This window comes from Massilimicrobiota sp. mt181 (assembly GCF_055420065.1).
Window position 1 is genome coordinate 92,276 of record NZ_JBVAYN010000002.1, and the last position, 18,478, is coordinate 110,753.

The 18,478-nt window shown below is 31.1% G+C and carries 22 protein-coding genes and 1 riboswitch; of the genes, 8 read left to right on the forward strand and 14 right to left on the reverse strand.

The genetic code is table 11. The features are described from left to right. Nucleotides 1-16: 16 nt before the first annotated feature. From ACZYT4_RS01660 to ACZYT4_RS01695, 8 genes are all read right to left on the reverse strand, one after another. A complete protein-coding gene (locus ACZYT4_RS01660; protein WP_463781908.1) occupies nt 17-493 on the reverse strand; it encodes a hypothetical protein in 477 nt (158 codons plus the stop codon). Between the two features lie 11 nt (nt 494-504). After that, nucleotides 505-1,239 (reverse strand): hypothetical protein, encoded by a 735-nt coding sequence (locus ACZYT4_RS01665; protein ID WP_463781909.1) that lies wholly within the window; start codon nt 1,237-1,239, stop codon nt 505-507. 273 nt (nt 1,240-1,512) lie between these two features. Continuing rightward, a complete protein-coding gene (locus ACZYT4_RS01670) occupies nt 1,513-1,881 on the reverse strand; it encodes a hypothetical protein (protein ID WP_463781910.1) in 369 nt (122 codons plus the stop codon). Between the two features lie 93 nt (nt 1,882-1,974). Continuing rightward, nucleotides 1,975-2,394, reverse strand: a complete 420-nt coding sequence (locus ACZYT4_RS01675) for a hypothetical protein (protein WP_463781911.1) — start codon at nt 2,392-2,394, stop codon at nt 1,975-1,977. A 330-nt stretch (nt 2,395-2,724) separates the two neighbouring features. Further along, nucleotides 2,725-2,880 (reverse strand): hypothetical protein, encoded by a 156-nt coding sequence (locus ACZYT4_RS01680; protein WP_463781912.1) that lies wholly within the window; start codon nt 2,878-2,880, stop codon nt 2,725-2,727. Between the two features lie 35 nt (nt 2,881-2,915). Beyond that, complete coding sequence (locus tag ACZYT4_RS01685; RefSeq protein WP_463781913.1) at nt 2,916-3,071, reverse strand: hypothetical protein; 156 nt, start codon at nt 3,069-3,071, stop codon at nt 2,916-2,918. 414 nt (nt 3,072-3,485) lie between these two features. Continuing rightward, on the reverse strand, nt 3,486-4,166 hold the full coding sequence (locus ACZYT4_RS01690; RefSeq protein WP_463781914.1) for a tetratricopeptide repeat protein: 681 nt from the start codon (nt 4,164-4,166) through the stop codon (nt 3,486-3,488). 178 nt (nt 4,167-4,344) lie between these two features. Beyond that, complete coding sequence (locus ACZYT4_RS01695; protein ID WP_463781915.1) at nt 4,345-5,112, reverse strand: formate/nitrite transporter family protein; 768 nt, start codon at nt 5,110-5,112, stop codon at nt 4,345-4,347. A gap of 226 nt (nt 5,113-5,338) precedes the next feature. On the opposite strand from ACZYT4_RS01695, the gene ACZYT4_RS01700 reads away from it, so the two are divergent. From ACZYT4_RS01700 to ACZYT4_RS01710, 3 genes are all read left to right on the forward strand, one after another. Next, nucleotides 5,339-6,154 (forward strand): phosphate ABC transporter substrate-binding protein, encoded by an 816-nt coding sequence (locus ACZYT4_RS01700; protein ID WP_463781916.1) that lies wholly within the window; start codon nt 5,339-5,341, stop codon nt 6,152-6,154. 104 nt (nt 6,155-6,258) lie between these two features. After that, nucleotides 6,259-6,305, forward strand: a riboswitch (PreQ1 riboswitch). Between the two features lie 63 nt (nt 6,306-6,368). Beyond that, nucleotides 6,369-6,968, forward strand: coding sequence for an ECF transporter S component (locus tag ACZYT4_RS01705; protein ID WP_463781917.1), 600 nt, complete (start codon nt 6,369-6,371; stop codon nt 6,966-6,968). Beyond that, nucleotides 6,914-7,603: a radical SAM protein gene (locus tag ACZYT4_RS01710; RefSeq protein ID WP_463781918.1), complete on the forward strand. Its 690-nt coding sequence runs from the start codon at nt 6,914-6,916 to the stop codon at nt 7,601-7,603. Before ACZYT4_RS01705 ends, ACZYT4_RS01710 begins: the two co-directional genes overlap by 55 nt. Nucleotides 7,604-7,633: 30 nt before the next feature. On the opposite strand, the gene ACZYT4_RS01715 is transcribed toward ACZYT4_RS01710, so the two are convergent. The 4 genes from ACZYT4_RS01715 to ACZYT4_RS01730 are packed head-to-tail and all read right to left on the reverse strand — an operon-like array spanning nt 7,634 to nt 10,678. After that, nucleotides 7,634-8,326: a GNAT family N-acetyltransferase gene (locus ACZYT4_RS01715; protein WP_463781919.1), complete on the reverse strand. Its 693-nt coding sequence runs from the start codon at nt 8,324-8,326 to the stop codon at nt 7,634-7,636. A gap of 23 nt (nt 8,327-8,349) precedes the next feature. Continuing rightward, nucleotides 8,350-9,081: an ABC transporter permease gene (locus ACZYT4_RS01720; protein WP_463781920.1), complete on the reverse strand. Its 732-nt coding sequence runs from the start codon at nt 9,079-9,081 to the stop codon at nt 8,350-8,352. Continuing rightward, on the reverse strand, nt 9,078-9,893 hold the full coding sequence (locus tag ACZYT4_RS01725) for an ABC transporter ATP-binding protein (protein WP_463781921.1): 816 nt from the start codon (nt 9,891-9,893) through the stop codon (nt 9,078-9,080). The genes ACZYT4_RS01720 and ACZYT4_RS01725 overlap by 4 nt, the downstream gene beginning before the upstream one ends. A gap of 2 nt (nt 9,894-9,895) precedes the next feature. Continuing rightward, complete coding sequence (locus tag ACZYT4_RS01730) at nt 9,896-10,678, reverse strand: MerR family transcriptional regulator (RefSeq protein ID WP_463781922.1); 783 nt, start codon at nt 10,676-10,678, stop codon at nt 9,896-9,898. Between the two features lie 126 nt (nt 10,679-10,804). Here ACZYT4_RS01730 and ACZYT4_RS01735 point away from each other — a divergent pair, with 126 nt between their 5' ends. The 5 genes from ACZYT4_RS01735 to ACZYT4_RS01755 all read left to right on the forward strand — a co-directional run bounded on the left by ACZYT4_RS01735 (nt 10,805) and on the right by ACZYT4_RS01755 (nt 15,593). After that, nucleotides 10,805-11,554, forward strand: a complete 750-nt coding sequence (locus ACZYT4_RS01735) for an HAD-IIB family hydrolase (protein ID WP_463781923.1) — start codon at nt 10,805-10,807, stop codon at nt 11,552-11,554. Between the two features lie 251 nt (nt 11,555-11,805). Next, nucleotides 11,806-12,960, forward strand: coding sequence for a homoserine dehydrogenase (locus tag ACZYT4_RS01740; protein ID WP_463781924.1), 1,155 nt, complete (start codon nt 11,806-11,808; stop codon nt 12,958-12,960). A 6-nt stretch (nt 12,961-12,966) separates the two neighbouring features. After that, nucleotides 12,967-14,196 carry an aspartate kinase gene (locus tag ACZYT4_RS01745; RefSeq protein ID WP_463781925.1) on the forward strand — a complete coding sequence of 410 codons (1,230 nt, stop codon included), beginning with the start codon at nt 12,967-12,969 and terminating at the stop codon, nt 14,194-14,196. Between the two features lie 15 nt (nt 14,197-14,211). Next, nucleotides 14,212-15,246, forward strand: a complete 1,035-nt coding sequence (locus ACZYT4_RS01750; RefSeq protein ID WP_463781926.1) for an aspartate-semialdehyde dehydrogenase — start codon at nt 14,212-14,214, stop codon at nt 15,244-15,246. After that, nucleotides 15,246-15,593 carry a DUF2200 domain-containing protein gene (locus ACZYT4_RS01755; RefSeq protein WP_463781927.1) on the forward strand — a complete coding sequence of 116 codons (348 nt, stop codon included), beginning with the start codon at nt 15,246-15,248 and terminating at the stop codon, nt 15,591-15,593. The genes ACZYT4_RS01750 and ACZYT4_RS01755 overlap by 1 nt, the downstream gene beginning before the upstream one ends. A gap of 70 nt (nt 15,594-15,663) precedes the next feature. Here the strand turns inward: ACZYT4_RS01755 and ACZYT4_RS01760 are convergent, their stop codons facing one another. Together ACZYT4_RS01760 and ACZYT4_RS01765 are read right to left on the reverse strand one after the other, a co-directional pair. Further along, the gene (locus ACZYT4_RS01760; protein ID WP_463781928.1) at nt 15,664-17,670 is read right to left on the reverse strand and encodes an ABC transporter permease; all 2,007 of its coding nucleotides are present in this window, start codon (nt 17,668-17,670) and stop codon (nt 15,664-15,666) included. A 1-nt stretch (nt 17,671) separates the two neighbouring features. Further along, entirely contained in the window at nt 17,672-18,430 is a 759-nt protein-coding gene (locus tag ACZYT4_RS01765) for an ABC transporter ATP-binding protein (protein ID WP_463781929.1), read from the reverse strand. Nucleotides 18,431-18,478: the final 48 nt, after the last annotated feature.

The window sequence follows — 18,478 nt, forward strand, 5'->3', positions numbered from 1 at the left end:
CAAATCAATCCCATTTTCATTGATGAAGCATATCATAACATTTCCAGAAATATTCAGCGGCTTTTTGAGCATCACCCATTCTTTCATAAATTTCTCTAAAATTATCTAAAACCCAATAATAAGTCATATCTTTTTGAATGATCTTTTCTTTCTTGATTTCATATATTTTTTGATTCACTTTTAAAGCCTTTTTATATTTTTTCATTTCTATTTCACTGACAACTAACCAACCTAGAGATTCTATTGTTTGATGATGACTATCACCATAAACATGTCTTCGTATACAATAACTGATATAGAAATATATCAGTGAATATCTATACTTATCTTCTATCAAATATTTTCTTCCTTTTGAATAATAAGTGTTTGACTTTTCTTCAAGAAAGAGATCTCTAAAGCATATGATTTCTCTTAAATGATAATATAGTTTTTTTATATCATGATAGATTCTTCTACGTTTAACTAATAATGTATTTTCTTGTTTCTTTTTCATTATTTTCCTCATTATATAAGCTGCTGATGTTGACGAAATGATGTCAAACATTTGTCTTCAAAGCAACTCATATTTTCACCTAGAATATCCTCTATCAATGAAATATCATTTTCAAAATAAGCTTTTATGAAATCTCTTTGACTTACATGACTTTCTTGAAGTTGTTTATTCATATAATCATCAAAAGATAATCTAGAAAAACATCTTTGTTCTGGTAATATTTGTTTACCAGCTATTTTGAAATTTAAGATATTAGCAATATAATCTGTTAATAATTCATTTGTTATATCATAAATCACATGATATTTTTCATATTGATTTTGGTCATTCAAATAGATATACGAATTGATACCTACTTTTCTGATTAATAAATCACCATATACTTGATAGTAACTGCAGGACAATAAATGAACCAGTTCATGAATGATCACATGTGATTTTTGACTTGTATCCATCTTTGATAAGAAAATGATAGATTTCAGTTCTTCATATGTTTCGTTTATTTTTTCTGGAGGAAAATGACAATAATGTGTTCTTAATAATACTTCTATTTCTCTTATTTGATGAGTGAAAACACTCTCTGTTGTATAAGTCTGATGAGAATTTTCATCAATTTGATAAAACAAAACATTTTCTTTTAAATATTGAAATCTTTTGATTGTATCTTTATGACATATAGTGGTTAATATGCAGATGATCTGATCTAATAATTCTTTTGCATAGCTGACTTCATTCATATCTTTCATTTTCTCCCTTCAACATTTACTATTTTTTCTTTACTTAAAGCATTAGAAATGTACATCATAATGCGTTTATTAATGACAGACATAATCTTTTCTTTTTTCTTTGAAATCTTTTTCATCAATGTTTAATAAACGACTTTCATCTAATATAAATCTTTTCATGCTTAACTCCTCCTTTCACTTATTAAGGAGAACACATAAAAAAGTTCCCATTTTTAATTTTTCTATTTTCCATGACATTAAAAAAGCCTATCTCTTTGATAAGCTTATATATTTTTATATATACTTGTTTTGCCAATTTTTTATATATTGAGATATATCTTTTATGGGCTCATTTTTCAACTGAATATCCAGATAACCAGTATCTTCTAACATATATGTCATACTTGTAAATGGTTGTTTTACTAATACATAGTTTAAATAAAGATGTTCAACATCTTCAGTAAGTTGTCTAGCGAGACTTTTTTTATCCGTAAATTCTTGGTACTGATCTAACGATGATGTCTGATAAAAAACTTTTATCTGATAATCCTCTGCCTCATAGAAAATTCCCAATACAATTTTATGCCAATCATCTAACATATGATTGAATGTATTGGCAATGCTCTGTATTGTTTCTTGTATAGATTGATTTCTTTCTTCCAAATTATAAAACTGCATCCATTGTTCATAATGCTCTTGGGTCCCTGGTAAAGCGGTCATTTGAGGTATAGATAAATAAATATTATCTTCATCATATTAAATTCTCATATAATTCGCAAGTTTACCAAAATGTTGTCTTTCAAATTTCATAAGATATTCATTAAATGTTTCATCTTCCAATTCCAAAATATAATCATACTTATATTCAAATGTCTGATTATTTTTGATTTCTACATAAAACTGATTCCAATGTCCCTGTCGCAATTGATACGTATCAAATGGGCCATCATAAAAATCATCTTCAGTCCAACCTGTTTCTATATAATCAAAATCATCTAACGTAGCTAGATAATAAGGACCATCTTTTTGTTTTTGATAATAAAGTTGTGTCATTTCATAATGATTCATTTTTCTTAATATAAGAACTATAAACTTATACCATTTTCCTAAAAAGCCATTATCAATCTCTAAACAAATTCTTTTTAAACAATCTATTTTCTCTTTTTCAGTATCCATAATCTTTATCTCCCTCTCTATCTAAGAATATCATATATAACTCTATAATCGTATAGAAAAAACAAAATCCATCATTTATTGTCGACCTCGCATATTACACCAGGTAAGTTATTTTGCACATGGGATTCAAATATATTTTGGCTTTCTTACATACTCATTCTTATTATATGCATGATATATCTCATGACAGATACGATGCTAAGAATTGTTTAGTCATCTTTTACCACATATCTGCTACATTCAAAAGAGGGTACAACTTATAAAAGCTATACCCACAAAGAGATAAGGATAAATACTACACTAACAATAGCATCAACGAATGATTATCAATTATATTTTCTTATATGATGAACAATAATCATCCGGATTTATAATTGTACTATCTTTTATACAAATATGATGATAGTCTTTATATTTATAATTTTGGCAATATTTACACATTTTATCTGTCCATAATACACAATCCTGACATTTTATTTTCTTCATGATTATCTTTTCCTTTCATATAAATTTTATGATCTTTAACCTTTAAAATGTGAACAATAATTATACGGACTCACTCTTTTGTCATCAATGCGACAACGATAAGCATCTCTAAAGTAATCATAATGATCACAATATTGGCAAACTTTATCACTTGCCCATAATGCACAATCTTGACATTTCACTTTACACATTTTTTTCACTTCCTCTCTTTTTTTTAATACTGTCATTGATTTGATTTCTTTATCAAACCTTCGGTAATCATGGGATTACCGATCTAATTTATATTTCATAAATTCTGCTCCTTCCATATAACTGATGTTGATAAAAATCGTTCACCTCCTCATCTTTTCCTTATGAAAAATCAACATCATTGTCTATTTATTTCATTAATTTTCGATAGATTTCTATTGCTGTAAAAATAATCAAAGCAATCATGATTATATTTTTTATAACATTCATTTTCATTTCTCCAATTTTAAAATACTGTAAATTCTATCCATTGAAAAAATACTGGTGGTATCATGTCATCTTCATAATCATCTCATCTTCCATCCCTCCTCACCCATTAAGACAAAAGCAATCAAAAATTCCCATTTTTATGATTTCTATTGAGATTTTCTATATTCTCTTTCTAAACGATAATATCTTTTCAAATAGATCATGCTCTCTTCTCTTCGATTAAGAGCATATAAATCAAATATAATAGCTTTGAAATCATTTAAAAGAGTCGTTGGATGAGCATTGTTTTGTTGATCAAGATCCAAACTTTCAAAACTACAATCTAATGCTTTTTCATATTCATTGATTTCTCTATAAATTTTAGCTCTTTTCTTTAGATTTTGTATGGTATGAGGATGGCATTGACCATAATATTTAACACTGATTTGATAACATTCCTGATTGTATTTTAAAGCCTTTTGCCAATCTTCCAATTGAATATAATTGATCACTAACCAATCAAGTATTTTGATAAATTCTGGATGCTGATAATTATAAATCTGACACATGGATGTATAACATTTTTGAAACGCTTTTACTGATTGTTGAAAATTGCCTTTCAATAGAAGCTGATGTCCTTGTTCTAAAGCTTTATTCACCTCCTCTCTATCTTTTAATATCTGTTTCATATGTATCCATAATTCATAACATTTCTTTGATAATACGTGGTGTCTTCCTAAAGTTCTTTTTGAATAATCATAGGCTTTATTAATGCAAGCATAGGCTTTCTCATATTCACCTTGATTATATAAGTTCTCTGTTTTTTTGATTTCATTCTCTAAATTCATTATCATCACCTTATACCCTTTCTATGAAAATATATTTGACAAAAAGATAATCAAGTTATTTTGTTCATACGATTGACCTCCCCTCACCTATTAAGAAATCAACATCAAAAAATTCCCAAAAAAAAAGACTATAAACAACTTGCATTGTCTATAGTCCATATCAATATATTCATATTTTTTATTTTGCCTTAGGTGTTCTAAACATAATATAAATAGGTACTGCCAGAAGAACACTTCCACCAATTATATTTCCCAATGTTGATATCAACATATGTAATGGTAACATTGACCAGTCAATTGCACTTCCTAGTTGTGTGATTCCCATTGCAAAAATACCACCATTTGCGATACAGTGTTCAAATCCTGGTAAGACAAATGTCATAACCAAAATCATGATGACAATTAATCGAGCTGTTTCATCTTTGATTTTAACACCAGAATAAGCTGCTACACATACAATAAAATTACATAAGATACCTTTAATCAATAAATCCCAAATATCAAAATTTAATTTAGATTCCATAACTCCCTGTAAATAAGGTGTCATAATTGCTTCCTGAGCTCCACTTTTGATAAACAGGAAACAAATCAAAGCAATACCAATCATATTTCCGACATAACAAACAACCCACATAGGAATAATTTCTCTTAGCTTCATGTCTCCTCTTAAGACAGGCATAATTGTCACAAAGCAATTTCCCGTAAACAATTCTGCTCCTAAATAAACAATGGCCACCAGACCAATTCCAAATGATCCTGCGACAGCAATCTTTCCTACAACACTATGCTCACTTAACATAGCTCCTAGTGTATAAGATAAAATAGCAGCCAGTCCTAAATACGCACCTGCCATAAAAGCTCTGACAAAAAAACGTTTGGGATCATTTTTCATTAAATTATACTTAATCCCAGCTAATTTACAAAGTGTTTCAATATCACCAATCATAGTCCCTCTCCTTTAAATCAACGTTATTATATAAGATACGACCAAAAAAGGCAAAACTTTTTCCATCTTTTCACAAAAAGATGTATTTTTGTCTCTTATGTAAATATTGTTTTAATTTTGCGTTAAATCTTTACATAAACTTAACATAATATATACATGATATTAACGATAATTAAGAAAAAATTTGTTAAAGTATGGATGAATAATCATAAAGGATGGAATAAAAATGAAAAAGTTTGGAATACTTATCGTAATATGTTTACTTTGTATTGCAGGAGTCAGTTTATCAGCCAATGCTGATATAGAAACACAAAAAATAAGTTTAAATGGATCAACGTCTATGGAAAAAATGGTCAATGCATTAAAAGAAGGTTTAGAAGATCAATATCCTGAACTTCAGATGGAACCACAGTTTACTGGATCAAGTGCCGGTATTGAAGCTGTTTTGAATGGAACAACTGATATAGGAAATTCTTCGCGTTATTTAAAAGACGAAGAAAAAGAAAAAGGATTAAGTGAAAATATTGTTGCTATTGATGCAATTGTGATTGTCACAGACACACAAAATAAAGTAAATGATCTCACAAAGCAACAATTAATAGATATATATCAAGGAAAGATTCGTAACTGGAAAGAAGTTGGCGGAGAAGATTTGCCTATTGTTGTCATTGGACGTGAATCTGGTTCTGGAACACGTAGTGCTTTTGAAGAAATATTAGGCATCGAAGAACAATGCCAATATGCAAATGAAGTCAATGAAACCGGACCAATTATTGCGAAAGTTCAATCAATTCCTGGTGCGATTGGTTATGTATCTTTAGATGTTATAGATGAAACTGTTAAACCACTTTCTATTGATGGCATTCAAGCCAGTGAAGAAACAATTCAAAATGGACAGTATTCTTTACAAAGACCATTTGTCATGGCGACAAAAGGATCAATAGAACAACAAAATGAAAATATTCAAAATCTTTTCCAATATATCGCCAGTGAAGACGGACGAAAAATTATTCGTGCAATGGGGCTGGTTCCCGTTTTATAGTTTTATATATCTGAGAAGGAATGATGATCCTTCTCTTTTTTATTGCTCTTCATCAATTTTGATATATTGACACAGCGAATAAACTTTTATATACTGTTAATGTTATAACACTGGTTCGAGAGCCAAACCCAGTATAAAAAACTAAGGAAAAGAGATGGCTCACCATCTCTTTTCTGGCTTCTAACTGTTTTTTAGGAGAAAGGAAAAATTGAATATGAAAAAGAAAACAAAGATGCAAATGGTTATTGTGATGGGAATTGTTTTCAATGTTTTGGGAGCATTCATTGCAATGACATTCTCGATTCCATTTTATATGGATTCTATTGGAACGATTATGGTTGCAGGTCTTCTTGGTCCAAAATATGCCATGCTGACAGGCGTATTAGGAAGTTTAACAAGTGGTATCACATTTGATATGTATTCCTTATATTATGCACCTGTACAGTTACTCACAGGATTCTTTGCAGGTATCCTTTATCATGGCAAATGGTTAACAGGATGGCGTACACCTATTGGTTCATTATTAGTAGGTATTCCAACATCACTTCTCAGTGCCTGTATTACTGCTGGTTTATTTAACGGTATCACTTCAGGAGCCAGTTCAACAATCGTGGTTGTTTTGAATCACTTTGGTATGCCTTTAGTCTTAAGCATTTTGCTTGTTCAAGTTTTTACTGATTATTTAGACAAACTCTTTGCCGTTTGTTTAACAAAAGTAATTATTGAACGAGGTCATCTTTATGAGAAATGGGGGATAGCATGGAAAGATACAGCCGCATTGAAAACAAATGCAAAAGAGAAATCGTTCTTTTAAAAGCAAGACCATGTGCATGGTCAAAATGCACATTTTGTGATTATATCGAAGATAATTCAACATGTATCGATGAAATGCTCAAAATCAATGCTGATGTTTTAAGTCATGTAACTGGAGAATATGGTGTATTAGAAGTTATTGATTCTGCTAGTATTTTTGAGTTACCACAACAGACATTAGAACTGATCAAACAAATCATTCATGATAAAAATATTCACACGCTGTTTGTTGAAAGTCATTGGATTTATCATTCCAAAATTCAACAGATGAGAGATTATTTTGGTATCAACATGATTATCAAAACTGGCGTTGAAACTTTTGATGATGATTTCAGAAATCGTGTTTTAAATAAAAATGTCACTTTTTCAAGTATTGAAGAATTAAAGAGTTATTTTGATTCACCATGTTTAATGGTAGGTATCAAAGGCCAAACCAAGGAAATGATTCAAAAGGATATGGAAATTCTTACCAAACATTTCCAATATGGCACAATTAATATTTATCGTAACAATTCAACACCTATTCAAAGAGACGATCAATTAATTCAGTGGTTCATGCAAAATTATGCTTATCTACAAGATGATCCACGTTATGATTTTTTATGTGATCCTACTGATTTCGGTGTTGGTGATTAAAAAGGCTGTTCACTTTGTTGAACAGCTTTTTTAATCACTAAACACCCAATAAGAATAACGAGATGATAACGTCATATTTAAACGTTTCTGTAAGGCTAATGATGCCTGATTGCCTTTGATGACCTGACAAAAAGGCACTTTCTTTTGTTTCAATAATTCATTAATCAAATAACCTTCAAGCAAATAGCCATATCCCTGTCTACGATAACTTTCTTTTACTTCCAGCATACCCATGCTGCCTTCTTTATGCATACCAATAAAACCTGCCAGTTTATCGTTTTGAAAAAGTACCCATAAGGCTTTCCGATTGATACGATCAGCAATATATTCATAGTCACTCATATGATGATAGATCTGATAAACCTCATCAATATAGTCACTTGTTAATAATTTGATACAAACATCTTGAGGCATATGCAACTCAAGAGGTTCTAAAGGTTGATAAACGGCCTGAATACATGCAAAATCATCTTTTTTATGATATTGATTTTTTAGTATCTCAACAATTTCCTTTTGTTTGACATTATACAAATCATATGAATCCAAATGAAACTGTTGATATAAACGTTTGAATTTTTCTATATCATTCATAGAAATCATGACTGCCTGACTCCTCCTTTCAATCATAATCAAGCCATCCTCTTCTTCATATAATATATCAACTGTCTGTAAACGATAAGGTTCTATCAAATCAATATCCTCAATTGAATCTAATATCATCATTTCATCCTCCTTCATTGATTATATCATTTGAAATGACAAAAGGAAGAACGGATTGATCTTAATAATACATAACAAATCCCTAAAGCAACAATCAAGAATATCAATAAAATCAAAATATTAGATAAATGTAGTGGCTTTTCAATCAACAATAAATAGCCCCATGTTGCTGGAAAGCACTGACCAATAGTCTGTAAAAAAGATGGTAATAAAGAAGTTGGAAACATAATGCCTGATAAAATAATGGATGGTAAAAAGATAATTTGACTAACCATAGTAAGCTTTGCCTGATTAGAAACGACTAATCCTAAAATACAGGCTATGCTTAATGATACCAGAACAAATAAGATTAACATCATGAAGTAGAAAACAGGGTGAATAGGACATATCGCATTAAAAAGAAGAGGAGATAAAATATAAATCAGAGTACTCATAATCATTAAATGAATAAACGCTGATAGAAATAAAGATAAAACAGCAAAATATGCAGGAATATGATTAGCCATATACATTTTCTTAATATCTGTTCCATAAATTTCAGCGATGGAAGGTGGTAACCCAATGTAAGCTCCCATTGAAACGCCCATGACAGTCATAGATGCCATCAATGTTTCTTGAGACTTAGGCATAATAGAGGTAAAAACACTTCCCATCATTAAAAAGAACAATAATGGAACCAAATAACATGTAATCAATAAGGAACGCGAACGTATATCCATTAAAAATTGTAAATAAACACCATAACCTAAGGCTTTCATATTTCATTTCTCCTTGCGACAGCTAAAAAGTGTTGTTCCAAAGTTCCACGATTCACACTCATATTGAAAATCTTTAGATTCTGCTTTTGATAATCCTGGCAGATTTGCATCAATGTCTGTTCAATATGTTGTGTCGTATAAACTTTTTCTCCTTTTTCACTATGAACCTTAATATAATAATATCTCCCAAACTGCTGTGTTAATTCTTCTACTGTGCCTATAAAAGCCATTTCTCCCTGTCTTAAAATCGCTATGCGATCACATAAGCTTTCGACTTCATTCATATCATGACTCGTTAAAACAATCGTCATTCCTTGTTTTTGACATTGCATAATCATTTCATGCAAAGCGCGACGTCCTGCCACATCAACTCCAGCAGTCGGTTCATCTAGAAAAAGCAAATCAGGATGTCCCATTAAAGCCAATGCCAAATGCAGACGACGTTGTTGCCCTGTTGATAGACTCTTATAGATTTGATTCGCTATATCATCAATTCCTAATGTCTGAAGGTTATCTTCATCTAACTGGGTATGTTTCCATTTCGCAAACAACGCTATAGCTTCTTTAACTTTCATATAAGCAGGTAATGCTGAAGATTGAAGCTGAATACCTATTTGACCATAAATAGCAATCTGTCCTTCATCATATTTCAAGAATCCTTCCAAACATTCTAAGATTGTGGTTTTCCCAGCACCATTCATTCCTAATATGCCAAAGATTTCTCCTTTTTTCACATCAAAACTGATATCCTTTAAAACCTCGTGTTTTGAATATTTCTTTTTCAAATGTGAAATATGCATAATCGTATCCATCTTCATTCCTCCTTAAATGGGTCATATCCCAATTTTTGAAAATAAAGATCCAATGCCGGCTTCAAATAATCATTGACTTCATTTTGTTTTTGAATCCAATCCTGATTTTGAGCATCAGATAAATGATCAAATTTCATTAATTGTGGTAATAAACTCATATCTCCCTGTGTAAATTCCATAATCAAATTCCAAAACTTTTCAGTCATCTGCTGGACCTGTTCATCTTCTGGAGGAAGATGTTTAGCTTTGAGTGTTAAGATATCTTCATTGATTTGATGAAAACGTTGAATAAATTCCTGACCACTATCTTTATCAAAACGTTGTCGGACATGTTCCCATGTTTCATTATCAAAATGTTTAATAAGCCAATAATATTCATTATTCATTTGTAGGTTCACAATGATATCAGCATATTTTTTAAAATCTACTGTTTGCATTTGACTGACTTCAACCTTTAAAGCTTGAATAGCTGATAGTGTATTTTGAAGCTTTTTGATTTTGTCTTCAATCATGACTTCTTGCTGACTTAAAGCCTTCTCTACTTTTTGAGGTGTATCTAAAACTTCTATTTTGTTTTGAATATCATCTAAAGAAAAACCTAATGATTTTAATGATTGAATCTGATGAAGTAGAATCATATCCTGATAAGTATAGAGACGACGACCTCCCTCACTCTCAGCACTTGGATGTAATAATCCCCTTTGATCATAAAACTGTAATGTTCGAACAGTTGTTCCCATTTTCTTTGCCAGTTCCCCTACTGTCATATATTTCTGATCTTTCATTCTCATCCCTCCTGAATCCATTATAATTCATGACGTTACGTCACAAACAAGAACTTTTATAAAAATTTCATATATTATCTTTGTATTTCTTTGATTTTTTTCTATAATAAGGCAAGGAGGTTCACTATGAAATTACTGGCAAGCGATTTTGATCAGACACTATGGTTTGAAGATCATATGAAAGATAAAGATGTGAAAGCTATTCACCATTTTCAAAAGCAAGGTTATTTATTTGGTATCTGTTCTGGAAGAAGTTTAAGTGGTGTCTTAAAATATTCCAAGTTATATGATTTACATTTTGACTTTTATATTCTTTTAAGTGGTGGTCTTATTCTCAATAAGGATTTTGAAGTCTTATTAAAAAGTCAGATTCCTTTAGATCTTATAAAAGAGATTTATGCATTTACAAATCAGCAGGATATAACAGTTGTGGTAGATGATGTCACGTATTTTTTAACACATCACCCTCAAGAAAAAGTTTTTGGTCATCTCATTCATTCTTTAGATGAGATTCCTCAATCCTATGTTCAGGCTTTTTCTTTTCATTATCAGGAATCAGAAATATCTTTAGCTCAGCATATGACTGCCCAGATTCTTAAAAAATATGGGCATGATATTGAAGCATTTCAAAATAATCAACATATTGATTTAACAATGAAAGGATGTTCAAAAGGTAAAGGTATCAAAATAATTCAGGATTATTTTCATCTATCTGATGATGAAATTTATGGTATCGGTGATAATTATAATGATTTACCTATGTTTGAAGCCATTCAACATAGCTATTCTTTTGATTATGCACCTATAGAGGTCCAAAAAAAGGCTGAAAAAATAGTCTCTCAACTCTATGAGTGTATTGAAAATATTTTGAAATAATTTTTAATTTTAATAAATATAAAGCGATAAATTTTGACTATTTCAAAATTATATTTTCATAAATTGACAAACGCATACAAAAATGATATTATCAATGCAATAACAAAGGAGGACGTCTCAATAATGATAACCACTACTATGACAAGAATTCAATGTTTTTTGAGTGTTGGGGAAAGAGACTGTCTTGATTTTGTCAATGAAAACAAATGTCTCATGTCAAATGAGATTTTTTTATTTAGAGGGGGTATCATATGAAAATTGGTGTCATCGGTTTAGGAACTGTTGGTTTTGGTGTTGTTGAAATCTTAACACAACAAAAAGAGCGATTAGAAAAAGCAATTCAAGAAGAAGTCACTGTCAAATATGGTTGTGCATTAGATGAAGTCACTTTACCTGATGGTGTTATCTTCACACAAGATTTTCAGGATGTTTTAAATGATGAAGAAGTCGATGTCGTGGTTGAACTGATTGGTGGAACGACTATTGCTAAAAAGATTATTATCGAAGCACTCAAAAAAGGAAAACATGTTGTCACAGCCAATAAAGCTTTGATTGCCCATCATGCCCAGGAGATTTTTCAGGTTGCTGAAGACAATCATGCGAAAATCTATTATGAAGCTGCTGTTGGTGGAGGTATTCCTGTTGTTGTCCCTGCAAAAGAAGATTTAATTGCTAATGAAATAGAAAAAATTGAAGGTATCTTAAATGGAACAACAAACTTTATCTTATCGCTGATGGAAACAGATAATTTAGATTTCCAGGAAGCTTTAACAATTGCGGATGGATTAGGGTATGTAGAAGCTGATGCCAGTCTGGATTTAGATGGTATTGATGCGGCACATAAAATCTATATTCTTGCTATGAATGCTTTTGAAATCTTCTTTGACTTTGATAAAATTCAATGCACAGGAATTCGTCAGGTGACAAAAAAAGATATCGATTATGCAAAGAAATTAGGATATCGTATTAAATTGATTGCACAAGCGAAAAAAATAGATCAGGGTTATGGTATTGATGTTTCACCAACATTAGTTGGTATAAAAGACATTGTTGGAAATGTCAATCAAGCATATAATGTAGTAGAATTAACTTGTAACTATTTGGAGAATGTTATTTTCTATGGTAAAGGTGCTGGTCGTTATGTGACAGCCAGTGCTGTTGTCAGTGATATTATGAAAACACATCAGCCAACGATGTGGAAACATCAATATCAATATGTTGAAAACATTTATCCAATTACATATTCTCAATATTATATTAGATGTGATCATCCATTGGATATTGATTATGAAATGTATTTTTCACAAGATCATGATCATATCTATATTACAAATCCACTTGAGCTGTCACAACTTCAACAACAGCTTAGTGGAGAAACCTATAGTTTATTAAAAGTAAGGGGTTAAGACAACATGAAAATCATTGTTCAAAAATTTGGAGGAACCTCAACACGTAGTATCGAGACACGTGAACACATGTATAAAAACATCATTCGTGAACACAATCTAGGAAACAAAGTCGTAGCCGTTGTCAGTGCCATGGGTCGATACGATGATCCTTATGCAACGGATACCCTTTTATCGATTGTTCATACAAACCAATTAACTGATGAAGAAATTGATCGTTTGACAAGTATTGGAGAAACCATTTCAACTCTTGTTGTCAAAAGCGAACTGGCTGATAAAGGCTATAAAGTCGAAACTGTCACGAATGCTGAATTAGGTATTCTCACAGATTCTCATCATCAGAATGCAACGATTACGACAGTTGAAGGCCGTCATATTCTTGATAAATTAAAAAATGCAGACATTGTCATTTGTCCTGGTTTTCAGGGATATTCTCAAAATGGTAAGATTACGACTCTAGGACGTGGAGGTAGTGACTTGTCTGCCGTCGCTATTGGTGTGGCAATTGATGCCAACGAAGTGGAAATATATAGTGATGTTAACGGTATTTATACGGCTGATCCTCGCATTGTTCCTGATGCAAAGAAATTAGATTATATCAGTTATTCAGAAATGCTGGAACTTTCCAAAAATGGTGCGAAAGTCTTAAATCATCGTTGTGTTCAATTAGCTGCTAAGCATGATATTGTCATTCATGCCAGAAGTTCTTTTGATGAAAGCAAAGGAACATATGTGTTAGGAGATGAAAAAATTATGAAAGATCATTTGAATCAATTTATTATATCAGGCATCACGGGTTCACAAAATGAAGCACGTATCACTCTTGTTGGTGTTGATGCCAAGGTGAATGGTGCTGGTCAACTTTTTGAAAAGATTGCGGATGCTAATGTCAATGTCAATGTCTTTAGTCAGGCATTAGTTGGTGGTGGTAGAATGGATATTTCTTTAATTATCAATGATAAAGATGTTCCCGCAGTTGTCGAAGTGATTAATGATTTAAAAGAAACTTTACAGGCTCAAAAAACCATTGTGAGAGGCAATATTGGAAAAGTTGCAGTTATTGGTGTTGGTATCAAAAATAATAAAGGAATGTTCCAAAAAGTTTATAATACACTCATGAGTCATGATATCAATGTGGAAATGACTTCTTGTAGTGAAATTAATATTTCTTGTTATATTGATCGAGATGATGTCAAAAGAGCTCAAGTTTTATTACATGAAGCATTCTTAGGATAGGGAGGAAAATATAAAATGAAAAAATATAAAGTTGCAATTGTCGGTGCTACAGGTGCTGTTGGAAGAGAAATGTTAAGATGTATCTTTCAGTTTCACTTCCCTTTTGAAAGTTTAAAATTATTAGCTTCTGCAAGAAGTGCAGGAAAAGTTATTGAGTATGAAGGTCATGAATTTGTCGTTGAAGAATTAACTGAAAATTCATTTGAAGATATTGAAGTGGCTTTCTGGAGTGCTGGTGGAAGCATTTCTGAAAAATATATGCCTTATGCTGTTAAAGCCGGATGTATCAATATTGATAATACATCTCACTTTAGAATGGATCCTGATGTGCCATTAGTTGTGCCAGAAGTCAATGCCTATGCTTTAAAAGACCATAAAGGTATTATTGCCAATCCAAATTGTACAACTATTCAAATGGTCAGTGCTTTAAATCGTTTAAATGAATATTTTGATATTGAAAGAATCATTGTTTCAACTTATCAGGCTGTTTCAGGTGCTGGTGTTGCCGGAATGGAAGAATTATATCGTCAGTCTCAAGAAGTTTTAGATGGTAAAGAACCAGTAGCTAAAACATTGCCTTGTGCTTCTGATAAAAAACATTACCCAATTGCTTTTAACTGTATTCCTCAAGTTGATAAATTTGATTTAGATAATCATTTTACAAAAGAAGAAATGAAAATGGTTAATGAAACAAAGAAAATCTTTAATAAAGATATTAAAGTCAATGCCACTTGTGTACGTGTTCCCGTACTCAGAGGGCATAGTGAATCTGTTTATATTGAAACAAAGAAACCTATTGACATTGATAAAGTCTTTGAATTATTATCTCATTCTCATGGTGTAGAACTCTATGACGATATTGAAAACCAGATTTATCCAATGGCCAATCTTTTTGTTGGTGATGAACTTGTCCATGTGGGACGTGTTCGTAAAGATTTAGATAATGATCATGCTTTAAGCTTATGGATTGTCGCTGACCAGTTAATGAAAGGCGCAGCTTATAACTCTGTTGATATCGGTTTAAAGATGATTGAAATGGGATTATTATAATGAGTCATAAAGTCTTCCAAATGCCCTTTTCTCAAATCTACTCTTTACTGCTTCAAAAAGCATTGAAAAAAGGACGTACCCAAGAAGAAGTTAACACTGTGATTCAATGGTTAACAGGTTATCATCAGGATCAAATTCATGAAATGTTAGAATCACCTATTGATTATGAACACTTCTTTCTTCAGGCACCGTGCTTAAATGAAAAAAGATTTTTAATCAAAGGTAGCATCTGTGGTGTCAAATTAGAAACCATTGAAGATCCAATAATGAAAAATATTCGCTATCTTGACAAAATGATAGATGAACTGGCTCAAGGAAAAAGCTTAGATAAAGTATTAAGAAAATAACGAAGTGAAATAAAATTCACTTCGTTATTTTTAATTCAAAAGAAGATGATGAACTTCCATTCATCTTCCCTTAATTTTTAACAATACGATAATATGTTCTTGATGTAAATAAGTATACGATTGCATAAACTATAGCCACGATAATAACGGAAATAAGCGTACATGTAATAAAGACCTGTGTACCACTGATTACAATATAACCAAACATCATAGTAATTAAATGGAAAGCAAAAGCCATATGAATGACTGCAGCAAGTAGTGGCAAAAAGAAAAATATTAAAACTTGAGAACGAATAGTCTGTTTGACTTCTTTTGCATTCATACCGACTTTCTGCATAATTTCAAAGCGTTTTTGATCTTCATAACCTTCTGATAACTGTTTATAATACATGATTAAGATTGTGGCCATTAAGAATAAGATTCCTAAGAAAATACCTAAGAAGAATAAACTTCCATACAATTCCATTAACATTAATCTGACTTCATAAATTGAAGAATGATAGAAAGAAATTCCCCCATGTTCATTCTGTGTTTCTAAAACAAAGTTATCTAAACATTTTGTTAATATATCCTCAGCTTCTTTAGCTTTCGATTGATTGTGATAAACAATAGAAAGATTTTCTGTGGGTTTGATAGAATCACCAAAGAAATGTGACATCATTTCTTGAATAGCTTCTTCATCTTTCATAATAACAATCAGATTTCTTTCAGCAGTTGGATTTTCATTAGGCAATAAATAAGGTTGATGGACAACTTCCTGAATAGGATATTGTTGCTGTTCTATATCTAAAGTGTCTTTAAATTCAAAGAAATTACTGCTGACTAAAATATTCTGATCACTTAAATGAACATTTTGATGATAAGCACGATTATATTCATCCTGTGTCATCCCAACCAAATAACCCACGACAAAATTTCCTGTTTCCTTATCTGTCAAAATACGATTATTCGCAAAACGAACACTGACAGAATATCTTTTGGTATGGATGAAACTATCAACACCTATACCATTTTGTTCTAACTCAGTTTGTATTTGAGAATAAAACTTTGTAAATTCCTGATCACTTGGTAAAGCCCCATCATCATAACCATAAACTTTTAGATTATAGCTATCCTGTTGATAGGCTGTCACTGTATCTTCAATACCAAAATAGAGCGAAACAGTACTTGATAACATGACCAATATACATGTACATAAAATACAGATACTGGCTAATCCAACAGCATTTTGTTTCATACGATAAATAAGCTGAGAAACAGAAGTAAAATGTTTTGTCTGGTAATAGAAATGCTTATTTTTCTTTAAAAGCTTTAAAATCGTAATCGAACCTGCTGTAAATAAGCAATATGTTCCAATAATAACCAAAATAACTGCTACAAAGAACAAAGCGATTGCTGTTGTGGGATCATCAATAGTCACTGCGATATAATATCCTAATCCTAATGTGATAAAACCAATAATGGTCATTAACCATTTCGTCTTAGGTTCTCTTTCTCCACTTTGTGAGCCTCTTAATAATTCAATAGGATTGGATAATTGAATCTGAATCACATAAATCAAGTAAGAAACCAAATAAATAGGCAAGAAAACAATCACTGTTACCAAAAAAGATGACCATGAAACATGAAATGTCAATGTTGTAGCTAATCCCATTAAATGAATCAACAATAATGAAACCAATTGACTAAAAATAACTCCAAAAACAAATCCCATCAATAAGGAAATGAAAGATGTTATGATTGTTTCATATAACATCATAATCATAATATGTTTCTTCTCTAAACCTAAAATATTATATAAAGCAATTTCTTTTTTACGACGTTTCATTAAAAAACTATTCATATAAAACAAGAAAATCACAGAAAAGATGACCATTACAATAATTCCTAAATTTAGAATGACTTTCATTGTTGTTGTACCAGATTGCATTTGTTTTAAACCTTCATGTGATGCTAAATAATTAATTAAATAAAACATCATAACTGTAAAAGAACTTGTTAATAAATATGGAAAATAGAGTTTGGCATTCTTTCTTAGATTAGTTAATGCTAAACGAGGATAAAAGAATGATTTCATACTATTCTCCTCCTGTTGCCAGTAATGTCAATGTATCAGAAATACTTTGATACATTTGTTGATTTGTCTGGTTTCCTTTATAGATCTGATGGAATACTTCACCATCTCTAATAAATAAAACTCTTGAAGCATAACTAGCTGCTTTGGTACTATGTGTGACCATTAAAATGGTTTGTCCTTCTTGATTAACTTGATCAAAGATTTCCAGCAGTTGATCAGTAGACTTTGAATCAAGGGCTCCCGTTGGTTCATCTGCTAAAATCAGTTGAGGATGTGTAATTAAAGCTCTCGCCACAGCGACTCTTTGTTTTTGTCCTCCTGAGATTTCATAAGGATACTTATCTAATAAATGTTCAATTCCTAATCGAGGTGCTAATGACTTAATTTTTTGATTCATAACAGGATAAGGTTCTTTCGATAAAACAAGTGGCAAAAAGATATTATCTTTTACTGAAAAAGTATCTAGTAAGTTAAATTCTTGGAAAACAAATCCTAGATTTTTTCTTCTGAACTGTGAAATCTCTTTTTCTTTGAGATGGGTGATATCTTCTCCATTCAATAAAACCTGTCCACTTGTAGGCTTATCTAAGGACGCAAGAATATTTAATAATGTTGTTTTTCCACTTCCTGACTCACCCATAATGGCTACATATTCACCTTTTTCTACACTAAAAGTGACATTGGATAAAGCTTGAACTTGTTGATTTGAAAATCGTGTTGTGTAAATTTTCTTTAAATTTTTAACTTCTAGTAATGACATTGTCATACCTCCTTTGTACACTTATAGTTTATAAAAAAAGAGAAATAT

Bases quoted from the DNA above. Each gene is read 5' to 3' on its own strand.
- ACZYT4_RS01660 (WP_463781908.1), bottom strand. From the start codon at position 493: ATGAAAAAGAAACAAGAAAATACATTATTAGTTAAACGTAGAAGAATC.
- ACZYT4_RS01665 (WP_463781909.1), bottom strand. From the start codon at position 1,239: ATGAAAGATATGAATGAAGTCAGCTATGCAAAAGAATTATTAGATCAG.
- ACZYT4_RS01675 (WP_463781911.1), bottom strand. From the start codon at position 2,394: ATGGATACTGAAAAAGAGAAAATAGATTGTTTAAAAAGAATTTGTTTA.
- ACZYT4_RS01680 (WP_463781912.1), bottom strand. From the start codon at position 2,880: ATGAAGAAAATAAAATGTCAGGATTGTGTATTATGGACAGATAAAATG.
- ACZYT4_RS01685 (WP_463781913.1), bottom strand. From the start codon at position 3,071: ATGTGTAAAGTGAAATGTCAAGATTGTGCATTATGGGCAAGTGATAAA.
- ACZYT4_RS01690 (WP_463781914.1), bottom strand. From the start codon at position 4,166: ATGAATTTAGAGAATGAAATCAAAAAAACAGAGAACTTATATAATCAA.
- ACZYT4_RS01695 (WP_463781915.1), bottom strand. From the start codon at position 5,112: ATGATTGGTGATATTGAAACACTTTGTAAATTAGCTGGGATTAAGTAT.
- ACZYT4_RS01700 (WP_463781916.1), top strand. From the start codon at position 5,339: ATGAAAAAGTTTGGAATACTTATCGTAATATGTTTACTTTGTATTGCA.
- ACZYT4_RS01705 (WP_463781917.1), top strand. From the start codon at position 6,369: ATGAAAAAGAAAACAAAGATGCAAATGGTTATTGTGATGGGAATTGTT.
- ACZYT4_RS01710 (WP_463781918.1), top strand. From the start codon at position 6,914: ATGGAAAGATACAGCCGCATTGAAAACAAATGCAAAAGAGAAATCGTT.
- ACZYT4_RS01715 (WP_463781919.1), bottom strand. From the start codon at position 8,326: ATGATGATATTAGATTCAATTGAGGATATTGATTTGATAGAACCTTAT.
- ACZYT4_RS01720 (WP_463781920.1), bottom strand. From the start codon at position 9,081: ATGAAAGCCTTAGGTTATGGTGTTTATTTACAATTTTTAATGGATATA.
- ACZYT4_RS01725 (WP_463781921.1), bottom strand. From the start codon at position 9,893: ATGGATACGATTATGCATATTTCACATTTGAAAAAGAAATATTCAAAA.
- ACZYT4_RS01730 (WP_463781922.1), bottom strand. From the start codon at position 10,678: ATGAAAGATCAGAAATATATGACAGTAGGGGAACTGGCAAAGAAAATG.
- ACZYT4_RS01735 (WP_463781923.1), top strand. From the start codon at position 10,805: ATGAAATTACTGGCAAGCGATTTTGATCAGACACTATGGTTTGAAGAT.
- ACZYT4_RS01740 (WP_463781924.1), top strand. From the start codon at position 11,806: ATGAAAATTGGTGTCATCGGTTTAGGAACTGTTGGTTTTGGTGTTGTT.
- ACZYT4_RS01745 (WP_463781925.1), top strand. From the start codon at position 12,967: ATGAAAATCATTGTTCAAAAATTTGGAGGAACCTCAACACGTAGTATC.
- ACZYT4_RS01750 (WP_463781926.1), top strand. From the start codon at position 14,212: ATGAAAAAATATAAAGTTGCAATTGTCGGTGCTACAGGTGCTGTTGGA.
- ACZYT4_RS01755 (WP_463781927.1), top strand. From the start codon at position 15,246: ATGAGTCATAAAGTCTTCCAAATGCCCTTTTCTCAAATCTACTCTTTA.
- ACZYT4_RS01760 (WP_463781928.1), bottom strand. From the start codon at position 17,670: ATGAAATCATTCTTTTATCCTCGTTTAGCATTAACTAATCTAAGAAAG.
- ACZYT4_RS01765 (WP_463781929.1), bottom strand. From the start codon at position 18,430: ATGTCATTACTAGAAGTTAAAAATTTAAAGAAAATTTACACAACACGA.